Source organism: Aestuariibaculum suncheonense (assembly GCF_014596935.1).
Lineage (GTDB): Bacteria > Bacteroidota > Bacteroidia > Flavobacteriales > Flavobacteriaceae > Aestuariibaculum > Aestuariibaculum suncheonense.
Map to the genome: position 1 here is coordinate 665,229 of NZ_JACVXC010000001.1, position 14,735 is coordinate 679,963.

General features: G+C 32.8%; 9 protein-coding genes. 8 read left to right on the forward strand and 1 reads right to left on the reverse strand.

What is annotated here, in order from left to right:
• Nucleotides 1-7 precede the first annotated feature (7 nt).
• The 8 genes from ICJ84_RS02935 (at nt 8) to ICJ84_RS02970 (ending at nt 14,223) form a co-directional block, all read left to right on the forward strand.
• On the forward strand, nt 8-1,462 hold the full coding sequence (locus tag ICJ84_RS02935; RefSeq protein WP_188214861.1) for a RagB/SusD family nutrient uptake outer membrane protein: 1,455 nt from the start codon (nt 8-10) through the stop codon (nt 1,460-1,462).
• A 31-nt stretch (nt 1,463-1,493) separates the two neighbouring features.
• Complete coding sequence (locus ICJ84_RS02940) at nt 1,494-2,603, forward strand: hypothetical protein (protein ID WP_188214862.1); 1,110 nt, start codon at nt 1,494-1,496, stop codon at nt 2,601-2,603.
• Nucleotides 2,604-2,628: 25 nt separating this feature from the next.
• Nucleotides 2,629-4,119, forward strand: coding sequence for a hypothetical protein (locus tag ICJ84_RS02945; protein WP_188214863.1), 1,491 nt, complete (start codon nt 2,629-2,631; stop codon nt 4,117-4,119).
• A 309-nt stretch (nt 4,120-4,428) separates the two neighbouring features.
• A complete protein-coding gene (locus ICJ84_RS02950; RefSeq protein WP_188214864.1) occupies nt 4,429-5,775 on the forward strand; it encodes a thioredoxin family protein in 1,347 nt (448 codons plus the stop codon).
• 24 nt (nt 5,776-5,799) lie between these two features.
• A complete protein-coding gene (locus ICJ84_RS02955) occupies nt 5,800-7,128 on the forward strand; it encodes a thioredoxin family protein (RefSeq protein WP_188214865.1) in 1,329 nt (442 codons plus the stop codon).
• A gap of 29 nt (nt 7,129-7,157) precedes the next feature.
• Nucleotides 7,158-9,833, forward strand: a complete 2,676-nt coding sequence (locus ICJ84_RS02960) for a M16 family metallopeptidase (protein ID WP_188214866.1) — start codon at nt 7,158-7,160, stop codon at nt 9,831-9,833.
• A 153-nt stretch (nt 9,834-9,986) separates the two neighbouring features.
• Nucleotides 9,987-11,324: a thioredoxin family protein gene (locus ICJ84_RS02965; RefSeq protein ID WP_188214867.1), complete on the forward strand. Its 1,338-nt coding sequence runs from the start codon at nt 9,987-9,989 to the stop codon at nt 11,322-11,324.
• A 94-nt stretch (nt 11,325-11,418) separates the two neighbouring features.
• The gene (locus ICJ84_RS02970; RefSeq protein WP_188214868.1) at nt 11,419-14,223 is read left to right on the forward strand and encodes a M16 family metallopeptidase; all 2,805 of its coding nucleotides are present in this window, start codon (nt 11,419-11,421) and stop codon (nt 14,221-14,223) included.
• 47 nt (nt 14,224-14,270) lie between these two features.
• Here ICJ84_RS02970 and ICJ84_RS02975 read toward each other — a convergent pair whose 3' ends face one another.
• Nucleotides 14,271-14,714 (reverse strand): hypothetical protein, encoded by a 444-nt coding sequence (locus tag ICJ84_RS02975; RefSeq protein WP_188214869.1) that lies wholly within the window; start codon nt 14,712-14,714, stop codon nt 14,271-14,273.
• Nucleotides 14,715-14,735: the final 21 nt, after the last annotated feature.

The window sequence follows — 14,735 nt, forward strand, 5'->3', positions numbered from 1 at the left end:
ATATAAGATGAAAAAGATATTATTTGTAATACCTGTGCTTCTAACTTGTTTAGGATGTAGTGATTTTCTAGACCAAGTAGATCAGGATAAATTAATTCCTGAGAAAACAGAACATTATGCGGCCGTAATGCTTCAGGAATTTAGTTTTCAATATCCAATATTTTTTGGTATTGATTATATGTCAGATAACGTAGTAGAGAATGAAGTATCTCCTTCTTCTAGCAAATTTTTAAATAAACCAACGTATACCTGGCAACGTGAAATAGAAATTAATGAAAATGGCGGAAGAGTAGATAATAATGGTTCATGGAAAAACATGTACGAAGATATAGCTATTGCTAACTATACCATTGAACAGATTGATGACGCCATTGGTTCTATTGAAGAGATTAATTTTGTAAAGGGTGAAGCTTATTTTTTTAGAGCATTATCGTATTTTAATTTACTGAATCTTTATGGACAGCCATTTAATCCAGAGACCGCTAATGTAGATTTAGGAGTGCCTCTTAGAGATAATTTAGAAGTTGATCAGACCTATTCAAGAAATACGGTAGCAGAATGTTATGCTTTAATAGAAGCAGACTTATTTAAAGCGATTGATTTTATATCGATGAGCGGATTGAATAAAAGTACTTGGCATCCAGACCTAGCGGCTTGTTATTTGTTAATGTCTCGAGTTAAATTATATCAAGAAAAATGGCAGGAAACTATAGATTATGCTAATAAAGTAACAGAAATAGCAGGCATGTCTAAAATGACTGCCGGTATTCCATTTGTTAGTGAGAATAATAGTGAAATTCTTTATTCGTATTACACCACGAATCCAATTTTTAAATTATTTGATATAGGAACGACTTTAAATGATAATGCGTCTTATATAGCAAATAATGAATTGGTTGATTTATATGATGATAACGATATACGTAAGGAAGCATTTTTCATAGAACTGGAAAGCCCAAATGGCTCACCTTATTACCGAACTAAAAAGTATGAGATAAATTTGTTTTCAGAGTTAGGTTTTGCCAATTTAAGAGTAGCAGAGGCTTATTTAAATCGTGCAGAAGCATACGCACAATTGCAGGATGTTTCAAATGCAATTGAAGATATTAAGGCCATACACGCTAAACGCTATTCTAGTACTGTTGGCGTTGAATACCCTAGCAATGCAGACGATGTGTTAAGTTATGTGTTGAATGAACGTAGAAAAGAATTGTGTTTTGAAGATCACCACCGTTGGTTCGATTTAAGAAGAATGAAGAACAGACCAGAAATCAAGCATACTTTTACAAACGTAGATGAAAATGGTATTAAATTAAGTACAGAAACGTACACCCTTTTGCCTAATGATCTCAATTATACTTTGCCAATTCCTTTAGATGAGAGAAATAGAAATCCACTAATTAGGAATAATGAGCGTTATGAGAAAATACCTGAGATTGTAGAAGAAATTATTATTGACTAGACAAGGATTTATTGTGAAAAAACAAATATTTATGAAACTACAAATTTATATAATGCTTTTGTTAGGAGGTTTAACGGTTTGTTCTTGTAACTACAACGAACCAGAATTATTTCCTTCAAATGCTGAAGTGGACAGAGTCTACACGCAATTAGATACAGAAAATCCTATTGCGATGAATATTTATGAAACCTATAATTCTGGGGTTTTATTTGAATATGACCGTATTTTAGACTTTGCATTTATCGCAGCTTCTAAAAATGAAACGCTAATTTGGGATGAGATAGAAATTCCTCAAATGAAGAACATATATTCAGATACGTTGGGTGTTGTTCTACCGGAAAACGAGGAGGCTTATAAATTACACACTCAAAATGCAGTAGCGTTTATTGATTCTACGTTGTTTAGGTTTTTTAAGCCCAATTCTATTATTTCCGAATTGATGCCTTATAAAGTTTTGTTAAGTGATGGTGTATTTTGTCCTCGACTTTTACAGGGCGACATAGGGAATGTTCTTATAGAGTCTGAATCACGTCAGAGATCTTCTGCGATATACGATCAAAGAGCCATTTATAACAAACACTCTATTGTTTTTAGTGTCAACCCTGATGTAATTGGAAATTCAGTGCAAAAGTATACACGAGATAATTTTTATATCATGTTATCTCGTATCATGGATATGCATGGATTATATGGAAAAATACCTCCAACTTTTTTTGATGGTAAGGATGAATATTATAACAAAGATATTGAAATGGTTTATCGTGAAGAATTAGGCTTGGGTGAAGAAAAGAGAGTTGATGTTATCGAAAAAGATTGGTTTTTCTCGAAAGGCTTTGTCGATGCTACCTATTTTTATACAAATTTTGGTTTAAGAACGTATAATCAGTATTATGATGAAGATAACAACAGGTTGCCTGCACCTATTAGGCATACAAAAGCCATTCGTCCAGGTTACGAATTTATTAGTGGTCGTCGTAAAGATGTGAGATCATACATTAATGAAATGATTCACCGTAATGCTAATGAGTTGAATGCTTTTCCAGAAAACATAAAGGCGAACATTGTATTGTTACGTGATGAATTGATGAGCTGGGGTGTTGATATAGTAGGTATTAATCCTGCTTTGGAAACATTGAACTAATACCCAATATTTTAAAATTAGAAATATGTACAAAAAGAATTTAATTTATATACTTTTTAGTGGTGTTTTCGGAATACTACTAATGATGTCATGTGAGCAAGATATTGTTTTTCCTGACCCAGGTTTTGAACTTGAAGATAGAGCTGTAGAGGTAAGACGTGACACCGCAGATTATTACGACATTAACCTGCGCATGAATGTGCCTAATAAAGTGGCACAAATTGAAATTTTAGATGCCAGACAGTATGAGTCTATCGAAACAATTTCAGAATACAACGGTCAATCTAAATTTGATTTTAATTATAGAATTGATTTAAGATCATTCGAAAAAGATACAACTCTGGCTTACATTATTAAAATCACAGATCAAGATACAAGGACGTTTAATTCTGGTTTTAAAATTAGGGTAAGACCATTTTCATTTCCAACATTGCGTTTAGTTGGAGGAGAGAATATAGCTGTGGCTGCTCCGGCCTATTTTTTAAGAGGGATTATTACGACTGGGCTTAACGCCGTTAGTTCTGTTCAAATATATTTTAAAGGAGAAGAACAATATGCTTTTGAAGCTAATCCAGACGATGAGCCAATTCGAGAAATGCCTTTAAAACAGTTGGTGTTTTTAGGTAATCTGGAAGAAGGTCAGGAGTATGATTTAGATATTGTAATAGAGGACGACAAAGGACAAGTATCTACAACAACGGTTAAAGTTAGAAAAAGTAGTATTATTAAAAGGCCTAGAAAAATTAATTTCGTTCAGCATAATGGTACGGAAGTAGAAATTAATTTAACTTATAATGAGGCCGGAGATGTAACGAAAATGGATTACCTATACGCTAATGGGCAAAACTATTATCATGAGTTTTCTTATAACGATTTAGGTCAAATTGATACGTTAATGTATCGTTCAGGTATTGTTGGTTCGTTCTTTCACAGAGAAGATTTTAGGTATTTTAGTTATGTAGAAGGTACAAATCAAATTGCAACTATAGGCAGACAAATTTTTGACTATGAGTATGGCGAATTAGCAAGTTCAGGAGGTGTAACTACAGATGTTCAAGATGTTGTTTACGATGGTGTTACCAGTAAAATGGTGTCTTACAGAAGAGGATCAACCTTTGTTGATAATATTAGGTATGAAGATCCTTTTAACTTAGGGGAGCATATTTTTGCAGAGTATTGGCAAGATGATGGATATATTGGCAGTGCTGTAAGAAGACAACACCGTTCAGAGTACGATCCGGTTATTTCACCACTATTTACAGAAAAATTCCCACCGTTTATCTTTACAACTGATGTTGTATTGGCAGTATTTAACGATTTATTTTGGACCAAGTATGTTCCAATCAAAACCGTGCCAACAAGTACAAGTTATAATGGTACATATTTACATAAACCAACATATACTTATGAAACCGATAATGAGGGGAATATTGTTAAGTTAATAAAACTGTATAATGGCGGTAGTTCTTTTGGTGGCTATCCGGGTAGTACGGCTGTTTATAATTTTATTTACTAAATAAAGTATACTATTTATAGTATTCCTATTAAAAGGGGTGTTGATGCAATTTTAAAGCATCAACACCCCTTTTTTATTAGTCATAGCCCTACGAAACCTGTGAAAAAGATATTGGTAGAGATAACAAATATTTGAAAATATAACCGTCTGGTCTGTATTATTTTAATGTGTTTTTTTAAAGAAATGTAATAAAATTATAGTATGCTTTGTCACTCTAAAACACAATGTTTGCGTCTTATAAATAAGAGCAGAACTATATTTTAGAGAGTTTGCCCTTTAAGATTTTATCAAATAACTTAATTATTACTTATGAAGAAATTATTTATTTCCGGTATTGTATTGTTAATTCTTGGAATGTCAAATGTATTTGCACAAGGAATTAACTTTCATCATATAAGTCTGGAAGAGGCTTTAGAAAAGGCGGAAAATGAAAATAAATTGGTATTTATCGATTTTTACACGGTTTGGTGTGGACCATGTAAAATATTGGCAAAATATGTTTTTCCTCAAGAAAAAGTAGGAGAACTTTTTAATAAGGAGTTTATTAGTATTAAACTGGATGCTGAAAAACAAGGGGCTCCTGCTGCAAGAAAATATGGTGTAAACGTTTATCCAACTTTACTGTTTTTAAATTCGAAAGGAGAGGTTGTTTGTAAAGGTACGGGATCCATATCTGAAGAAAAGTTTATTGAATTGGGGAAAACCGCTATAACTTCAGCTAATAGTGAGTACAGCCTAGCAAAACTTCAGGAAGACTATCCAAATAAGCAAGATGATGAACATTTTCTAAAGATTTATTTCAATAAAATGATAGAATATGGTCAAAGCCCAGTGGAAGGTATAGAAGCTTGGTTAAAAGTGCAAACAGAAATTGAAGAGGACGATGTAGATATGATGGAGTTCCTAATAGAACATATGTATAATTTAACTACAGGAGGGAAAGCTGAAGAAATTCTGGATATCAACTATGAGGAGTATATGGATATAGCCACTTTAGTTGAGGAGGTAAGATTAAAAACTTTAAAAGCGAATATGGCGAGTAAAACTCTAAATGAAGCTAGGAAAAAGAAAAGTCCAGAATTAATGAGGGAATTTATGAATAAGTGGAATGAGTTAGATGGTAAATACAGAAAGCAGGAAGATTCGATTCCTTATGAAATGGAATATCATATTCTGGCTAAAGATATAAATGAGTATAAGAAAATTACTGCTGCTTATATGGATGATTTAATATCTGAAAATAGTCCTGAGAAAGTAAAAGAAATGGATCATAAGGCTTACATTGACTATAAAACGGCATTTGAGGATAGACCTACAAGATCAGGGTTAGCTAAATTAAAAGATTATGAAGAAGGATTTGTGTCTAGTGAGTTACTAAGAAATGTAGACCATAAAGTACGTACTTATTTTAGTGTAACGGGAAATACAAAGAAATCTTATAAGACAGTTAAAGAATGGATTGAGTATGCTTATAGTTTAAAACCTAACAGTTATTTAGTTGATAACTTAAATGCAGATATTCTAAACAAGTTAGGTAAATCTAAGCAAGCCTTAGAGTTAAAGCAAGCCGCATATAATAATTGGCCTGCAGGAGATAGAATGAAGTCGAGAATTAAGTCTCAACTAGATAAGATGATAAGTACTGCAAGTCTTTAATTAAATATTAAATAGGAATTTACAATGAAAAATATATATAAAATTTTATTAGTGATAATCTTAATGCCTTTATTCACACTAGGGCAAGGGATTGAATTTGAACAAAGTTCTTTTAAAGAAGCTTTAGCTAAAGCTAAGAAAGAAAATAAGTTATTATTTATAGATGGTTATGCAGTGTGGTGCGGTCCTTGTAAAAGAATGGAGAAAACAGTGTTTAAAGAAGCTGTGATTGGAGATTATTTTAAAGAACATTTTGTGGCTGTAAAAGTGGATGTAGAGCGAGGAGAAGGACCAGAACTAAAAGAGAAATATAATATTACAGGCTTACCAGGGTATGTTTTTGTTAATGGTGATGATGAAGTCGTTTACAGAATTTCAGGAGCTAAGAGTACAGAAGATTTTTTAAAAGAAGTTACAAAAGCTGTGGAATATCAGAATGACCCTAACAGTATTGGAAGACTTAACGAGTTATATGAGAGCAATAAGAATGATGAAGATTTTGTTAAACTTTATTTAGATAAATTACACGAAAGTCTAGCTAATAATTACACAGATGTATTAGAGCATTACTTAAGTATACAAACCTCAATAAAGGAATCAAGTAAGGAAATGGTAATGCTTTTGGCCGACCATAGCTCACAAATTATTATTGGTAGTCAGGCTGCAAGTATTATTGCTAATAATATTAAAACGGAGGAATGGAAAAAGTACGTCCGTAAATCTATTCGTGCAACATTTATGTATTTGCCAAAATCGATGATTCAGCAAACTACAGAATATGCTATTTTAAAAAGAGATACTACCTATTTAGAGAAAGCATTGTCTGAAGCCCAGAATTTAGGTTTAGTGAGTAAAATAGAGGAGCAAAGAAAGAGAACTTATACTTATTATTATTTAAATACGGGGCAAGGAGAGAAGTACAAAGCTTTAGCTAAGGATGATATTAAAGAATTTGTAAATTCTTTAAAAAAGGAGGATTTAAGAGCAGGCTATCAAGATTGGCAAAGAAGAATGGATGAGGGCGATATTTTAGCTAAAGGAAGTATGCCATTTTCAAATAGAATTGGAGACCAGTTAATCTCGATGGTTAAGGATTATGCTTTATTTGCTAACACTGAAGAAGAAAAACAAGACGTGTTAGATTGGATGGGAATTGTATATTACATTAGACCAGGAGAGGCTATAGCCATGAGTGAGTATGCGAATGTATTATATGTTTTTGGTGATAAAAATGAAGCTCTTAGCGTCATGGGAGAAGCTGTTAAAATTGCTGAAAAAGATGGGTTAAAAAGAGCTAATGGAATTAAAAAGGATTACGAAATAATGGAAGTAGGAGGTAAATTAACTTTATAATATTATTTTAAGTTACCCAAAGATTAAATATGAAAGTTAATATAAAAAGCTTATTAAACTTTCTAAGTATAATAATTATTTCTGCCCATAGTCATGGGCAGAAATTTTTTATGCCAGAAGGTATCATTTATAAAAAGCTGGATAATGGTTTTTCTTATTATTTACTTCCAGAGGACAGTGAACGCGGTAAAATTACTGTTAATTTAGTATCTACTGTGGGTTCTTTGGTAGAACAAACACACGAGCGTGGCGTGGCTCATTTTATTGAACATATGGTTTTTAAAGGGAGTAAAAATTACCCTGGGTTAGAGACCATGCGAACTCTAGATAAAATGGGGCTTAGAATGGGGCGTGATTATAATGCCAGTGTGAATGGTGATAATACAGAATATCATATAAATTTACCTGAGGGGAATTGGGATTATTTAAAGCAGACCCTGTTGCTTATGAAAGATTGGGTTGGGGATTTGGAAATGGAGGAAAGCTCCTTTAAAGTAGAACAAAAGGTAGTGATTGAAGAAATCCGTAAGAGACCGTCAAGGTTTTCTCCATATCTTAACGGTACTATTCTTGAGGGGCACGATGGCTTGGGAACTGAAGACCAGATAAACAGTATCACAGCCGAACAGGTTCGAAATTTTTATAGCAAATATTATAAACCAGATAAGTTTGCTTTAGTCATTCAAGGTAAAGTAAACGAAAAAAAAGTAGCTGCGTTTATTGATAAATTATTTGGTGCCCTTCCCAAAAATACAGACAATTTAGTCCGCGATTATATGGATTTATCATCAACAACAGTTATCGATTCTAATTTTGAGTCTCCGGTTGCAAAGAATGAAAATTTGTTGATACTGGCATTTAAATTGCCAAGCTATTCTGTAGACGATTTTGCGGCGTTTAGAAGAAACTTCACCCAATATATCTTCAATAAAATATTGGAGCATCGTCTTAGCTCTTATTCTGGTCATGGAATTAAAGAGGCCAAGGTGAGTAATAGTAATATTTTACCAGGAACTTTGATGTTTAATTTCAGATTAAAAGGTGACGAATCGGTAACCTATAAAACTATGTTGGAAACGTTTTGTAAGGTAGTAGCCGATGCCAGAACACATGGGTTTACTCAAAAGGAAATTGATTTCTATATCAATGATTTTATTAAATGGAATGAAATCAACCGAAATGAAGAACATTGTACCCTTATTGATGTATTACAGCATGTTTTACATGGAGATGTGCCGCTTTCAAAGGTCTCTTATCTTAAATTATTGAGAGAACTTCAAGACGATTTAAAGCCACAAGATTTCAATTCTTTGCTAAATGAATTTCCTGATTATTATAAAACTATTTTATATAATAGTTCTTTAGATTACTGGACTGAAGGGTTTAATGAAGCTTATATCTTAAATGAATTAGCAAGCATAAATCAAAAATATGTCAACCAAAAAGCATATACTTTTGGTAATCTTAAAAGTAGTTTTGTGATTAGGTCTAAACCAGATATGCCCGAAATACATCTGGAAAAAATAATCCCTGAAGTTATTTTAAGTAAAAAGCAGTTAGGTACAGGGCTATATTTGTTGAAATACAAAAATGGTCTTTCGGTTGTGGTTAATAATGATCCGGAGGTGAGTCCGGAGGTTCGTATAGTTTCTAAGCATGGGCTAAATAGGCTGCCGAATGAAGATCGATTGCTTTTTAGTGAAGCCGTTAGGTATTTGAATAGTAAATTTGGAGATTACTCAAGTGAAGAATCTTCGGCTTTGCTGCGTAACTATCTGATTTCAGACAAAACTTTTGTAAATAAGGATTATTATGAGTTTGAAATGAGATGCAACAATGTTGGCTTAAATTATGAAAATTTATTAAAAGCATTTCATTTGGTAGTAGGCGAAGAACAGGTTCCAGATAGTTCGGTTATTATTGATAGATTAAATAAAAGCAAAGTATTAAACGAAGAAGACAAGGCTAAGTTTAATAACCAGATGCTTATGCGTTTATTTAATTATAATCAAATGTTTAAGCGCAACTTTAAAGGTGCTTATGTTTATGTTGGAGGGGATTTGCCAGAGGATATCGATGATTTAATTTCAACATATTTAGCCTCTGTAGCACCTGTTTCAATACCTCAAACAATTTCCTTTGAAAAGGAAGAGGAGTCTTTCCCTAACCTAAACTATATTGAAGAGAGTAGGGGAAGTCTTCAAAAACGAGCTAGCTTTATTTTTAAAAGAGGCTTTTCAGAAGCGTATACATTAGAAGAAGAATTAATAGCGACTATTATTTCAGAGTATGGTTATATGAGAATGTTCGATATTTTACGTAAAAAATACGGTCTAGTATATTCCCTTGGGGCTACTGGTTTTGGAAGCAAAGGAAATAAAGTGTCAACTGTAAGTTTACGTTACATAGCAGATAATACTAATCTAACACGATGCAAAGAGCTGATGACTAAAGAAGTTTTAAAACCAATGAGTCAAGGTATTATTTCAGATGAGGATATTGCAATAAGCAAGGCTAAAGTAACTAGTAAATTTTATTTAAATTTTTATGAGGACGAAGTGCTTAGTGATACGTATTTAAAAATGGGGTTACAATACGGTAAATTGTTTTCACTGGAGGAGTTAAAAAGAGCTATAGATAAAATTTCGCCAAAATTAATTAGAGAGCAAATGAAGTATTTAATAGATGTTTCAGAGCCTTTTTGATTGTATTTAAAAAATAATTAAATCTTATTTACGGCTGTAAAAGGAGTTAACAGCTGTGTTGTTATTGTGACCTATTGTCACTCTAAGCTAGAAATATTGCGTCTTATTTATAAAGAGCTGTCTTGTTAATTAGCTAAACTTAAAGCAAACCATATGAAAAAGAGCATTTTATCATTTTTAACATTCATTCTTATAGGCATTTTAAAGTTATCTGCTCAGGGAATTGAATTTCAACATATCTCATTAGAAGAAGCGCTTAAAAAGGCAGAAACTGAAAATAAACTTGTATTCGTAGATTTTTACACCGCTTGGTGTGCCCCATGTAAGATAATGAATAGAGATGTATTTCCTCTTAGTGAAGTAGGTGAGGTTTACAACAAGCATTACATAAGTATAAAGTTAGATGCTGAAAAGGAAGGAGCAAAAGCAGCGGCCAAGTATAAGGTAAATTCTTTTCCTACATTCTTGTATCTTGAAAGTGATGGCTCTGTAGCTCTTAAGGATACCGGTCGTATGCCAACTGCAGATTTCATTTCAAAAGCAGAACAAGCCTTGGCTTCTATCGGAAGTGCATATAGTTTAGAAAAACTAAAGGAAGACTTTCCAAATAAACAAAACGATGAACGTTTTCTTAAAATATATTTGTCTAAAATGGATGAATATGGTCAGGATTTAACAGAAGGTTTTAATGCTTGGTTAAAAGTGCAAACAGAGATAGAGGAATCAAGCATGGAAATGTTTGAGTTATTATCAAAGAATACAAGATATATTGTTTTGGGGGAGAAGGCAGATCAAATTTTAAAAGAGAATTACGAAGCCTACCAAAAGGCAGCCTCGCCTTGGCAAACAAAAATGTTATCAAGATTAAAACCTCAAATTTTAAATAATACTAAAAAAGAGGCCCTAAAACGAAGAGATGCAGAGTTATTTAAGGCCTATATGGAATCATATAAAACATTGCCAGAGGTATATGTTAAAGATGAAGAATTAATTAATTCAGAACTCACGTATTATGTTTTAATCAATGATAATGAGTCGTATAAAGACTTGATTGAGAGCTATATGGATAGCTTGATGCATGAAAAGCTGATTAGAGAAATTCAGGAAGATGATTTGAAATCTTACAACAGGTATAAGCTTGCGTATGAAAAAGATCCTATACCAGCAAGGAAAGCAATGGTGGAAGCTTCTGAAGAGGGCTTAAAAGCGACTAAAATTCTAAAGGATATTGCAGGGAAAGGAACGGCTTATTTACAGCGTGTTTCTTCAAAAAAGGAATATGAAACCTTGAATAGCTGGATTGATTACGGTTATGAATTAAAACCTGAAAGCTGCTACATTGATGATCTTAGATCTAGAATGTACATAAAGCAGAATAAAGTGAAAAAAGCTTTAAAATTTAAAGAAAGAGCTATAGATAATTGGCCAAGATCAGATAAGAAGTTTGTGAATAAGGAATATGAACTTGAACAATTAAGAAAATCACTTTAAATTATTTAAATAGTTAATTACCTAATATTAATATTTATACAACTAGGCAGCATGTTTTTTTTTAAACAGAAAAGCTGCCTTATTACTTTATAAAATGCGGAATATTTTATTATTAATCTTTACCATTCTAATATCATTAAGTGTATGCGCACAATCTGGTATAGATATGTCTCAGCAGGTACCTTTCGATAAAGAATTTAGAATAGGAGTCCTTCCAAACGGATTAACCTATTACATCAAGCACAACGAAACTCCAAAAGGTAAAGCTAGTTTTTATTTATATCAAAATGTAGGTGCCGTTTTAGAAACCGATAAGCAAAATGGTTTAGCTCACTTTTTAGAGCATATGGCGTTTAACGGAACGACGCATTTTCCAGGAAATAGCATGATTGATGTTCTGGAAAAAAAAGGGGTTAAGTTCGGTAAAGAAATTAATGCCTATACATCAACAAATAAAACAGTGTATAATATTAGTCAAGTGCCTGTTACAAGAGAGGAGGATCTCGATACCTGTTTATTAATTTTAAATGATTGGTGTAACGAATTATCTCTTACGGATGCGGAAATAGATTCAGAAAGAAAGGTGATTCAGGAAGAATGGAGACAACGCTACGATGCCAATTATAGATTAGATCAGCAGTTAAAAGACGTCAAATACAATCACAGTATTTATTCCAAACGCGATGCCCTGGGGAGTATGGATGTGGTACAAAACTTTAAGTATAAAGAATTAAGAGCGTTTTATAATAACTGGTGTCGCACCGATTTACAGGCTATTGGTATTGTTGGTGATTTTAATGTGGACGAAGTTGAAGCTAAAGTAAAGGCCTTGTTTTCTCAAATTCCTGCGGTTAAGAACCCTGAAGAGCGTGAGTACGTTATAATTCCTGATAATGACAAGCCCCTTTATAAAGTAGCAACCGATAAAGAGGTTAAAAATGTAGGGTTTACTTTAGAGATCAGACATTTTTATGAAAAGGACAATACTCAAGCCCAATTGCGGGAGACATTTGTGAATGCTTTTTTTAATATTTTAATCAATCAGCGATTAAAAGAAAAATCATTGAATGCCAAGCAGCCATATATTACGGCAAGAGTGTTGTGTGGCGATTTTGAGAAGAATTATAAGGTATTTAATTTAAATTTTAATGCTAATGAAGTAAATGTGAATTCGGCATTAAAATCGGTTTATACCGAAATGCAACGTGTGGTACAACATGGATTTACTGAAAAGGAAATCGATCGTTTAAAATCGGAAATGCTAAAGAAAAATGAGTCAAGAGGAAAGGGGAGATTAAGACAAAATTCTGATGCGATTTGCAAGAGTATTAAAGATGCATATCTAGATGGAGTGGCTGTATCAGACAATGAATTTAATTATTACTTCCTGAAAACAGTCCTTCCTACTATAACTAAAGAGGAGGTGTCTGATTTTGTAAAATCCTTTTTAACAGAAAAGAATCGCGTTTTTATGATTACCGGACCTGATAAAGAGCCATTAAAGGTGCCTTCATTAGCACAGATTGAAGCAATTATAGCAAAAGTTGAAGCTTCAGCCTTAGAACCTTATGTTGAAAAAGCTCCTATAAATGTATCGCTTTTAGATACGCTTCCGGAGGGAGGTAAGATAGTAGGGGAAAAACTTTTAAAGGGGTATAAAGCTGTAGAATGGCAATTAAGTAATGGAGCTAAGGTAATTTATAAAATCAGTAACAATAAAAAAGGGACTCTTGAATTAAAAGCAGTTAGCCCGGGAGGTGCATCTGTATACGATGTTAAAGATATTCCTTCGTTGCAGGCGGTTAGTTTAGCAAATAAATTTGGAATTGGAGATTTGGATCCGTTAACGTACAACAAGGTAATGGTTAATAATTCTGCCAAATCAAATGTTAGTTTAGAAACTTATTTTGAAAAAGTTACAGCGAGTGCGTCAACAAAAGATGTAGAATCCATGTTTCAGTTGGTCTATATGCATTTTGAAAAGCCACGATTTGATGAGGCTAAGTTTGATGAGTTAATGGCCGGTAACTATGGCAGTCTTAAAAGTCCTTCCCAAAATCCGAATACATTAATAGGAAAGGCTTATAAAACCTTAGCAGCGAATGGAGATCCAAGATATTTTGAATACGATAAGACTTATCTTGATCAAATTTCATTTGAAAGGATGAAAGAGATTTATAAGGAGCGCTTTAGTAATCCTGGCGATTTTACATTTTATTTAATAGGAGATGTGCCTTTTAAAACCGTTCAGTCTTTAGTAGAAAAATACATTGGAGCAATTAAAGCCGGAAGTAAAAAAGAAAGTTGGAAACCTTTGGAAGATTATTTTCCTAAAGGATTTAACACACATCGTGTTGAAATTCCAATGGAAGCTCCTAAAGCGACCGTAGTCATAAAAATGCAGAAGCCGTTGGCGTATAATCGTGAGCGCATTGTACATCACACTATTCTTGGTCAAATATTAAATATCCGATTCATCGAAAATATTCGAGAGAAAGAAGGAGGCGTATACACCATAGGGGTAAATGCCGGAGATATTAGAGTGCCTTCTCCTCAACTAAGTATGGATATTTCTTTTAACTGTGATCCTGAAAATGCAGAGCATTTAAATAAGCTCGTTAACAAAGAATTAGAACAAGTAACAAAAGAGGTGAAGCAATCTGATTTAGATAAGGTGGTTTTAAATCTAAAAAAGAATCAACCGCTCTTAAAACGTTCAAACGCCTATTGGATGGAAACCCTGCAAACCTATTATAATTATGGAGAGAACATGATGGCTCCAGAATATTTTGATACTATCTTGGATAAAGTAACTGTAGAAGATATTAAAAAAGCAGCTAGTTATTTCTTCGATAATCCTAATGTTTTAAATATTATTTTTGTTCCTGAAGCGAATTAATTTAATTCAATTTACCGGTAAATTAAAAAGGGAATAAGCTTCAAAACTTATTCCCTTTTTAATTTCTCTGTTTTAAAAAGACTCTTGATAATATTTATAAGATATACAATCTGACTTAAAAAAACGATAAAAGCAACTAGATATATGGCATTGGTTATATTATTATTTGCGTCGTATTGCATGATAGAAACGTGTAAACAAACGGAGATGATCCAGATGATAAAAATACCGCCAAATGTTAACGTCACATGAATAATGTTTAAAGATTGTGATAGACATTTTTCTGCTTTATGCATAATCCAGTAGCCGAGTCCCATAAAGGCGAATAACAAGGAAATAGATAGAAATAAATGAAAGCGACTAAAAATGTAATACGTATCGTAAATACTTAATTGTATCGTGTCGTTTCTACTATATGCCGCATTTAAAATGATAATAGGGATGGAAATCCAAAATATCAGATACGGTCTGTCTAATAGTTTGTACAACATGTCAAATAGGTTTTGGTTTAG

Coding starts and splice junctions, on each gene's coding strand:
- ICJ84_RS02935 (WP_188214861.1), top strand. CDS start 8: ATGAAAAAGATATTATTTGTAATACCTGTGCTTCTAACTTGTTTAGGA.
- ICJ84_RS02940 (WP_188214862.1), top strand. CDS start 1,494: ATGAAACTACAAATTTATATAATGCTTTTGTTAGGAGGTTTAACGGTT.
- ICJ84_RS02945 (WP_188214863.1), top strand. CDS start 2,629: ATGTACAAAAAGAATTTAATTTATATACTTTTTAGTGGTGTTTTCGGA.
- ICJ84_RS02950 (WP_188214864.1), top strand. CDS start 4,429: ATGAAGAAATTATTTATTTCCGGTATTGTATTGTTAATTCTTGGAATG.
- ICJ84_RS02955 (WP_188214865.1), top strand. CDS start 5,800: ATGAAAAATATATATAAAATTTTATTAGTGATAATCTTAATGCCTTTA.
- ICJ84_RS02960 (WP_188214866.1), top strand. CDS start 7,158: ATGAAAGTTAATATAAAAAGCTTATTAAACTTTCTAAGTATAATAATT.
- ICJ84_RS02965 (WP_188214867.1), top strand. CDS start 9,987: ATGAAAAAGAGCATTTTATCATTTTTAACATTCATTCTTATAGGCATT.
- ICJ84_RS02970 (WP_188214868.1), top strand. CDS start 11,419: ATGCGGAATATTTTATTATTAATCTTTACCATTCTAATATCATTAAGT.
- ICJ84_RS02975 (WP_188214869.1), bottom strand. CDS start 14,714: ATGTTGTACAAACTATTAGACAGACCGTATCTGATATTTTGGATTTCC.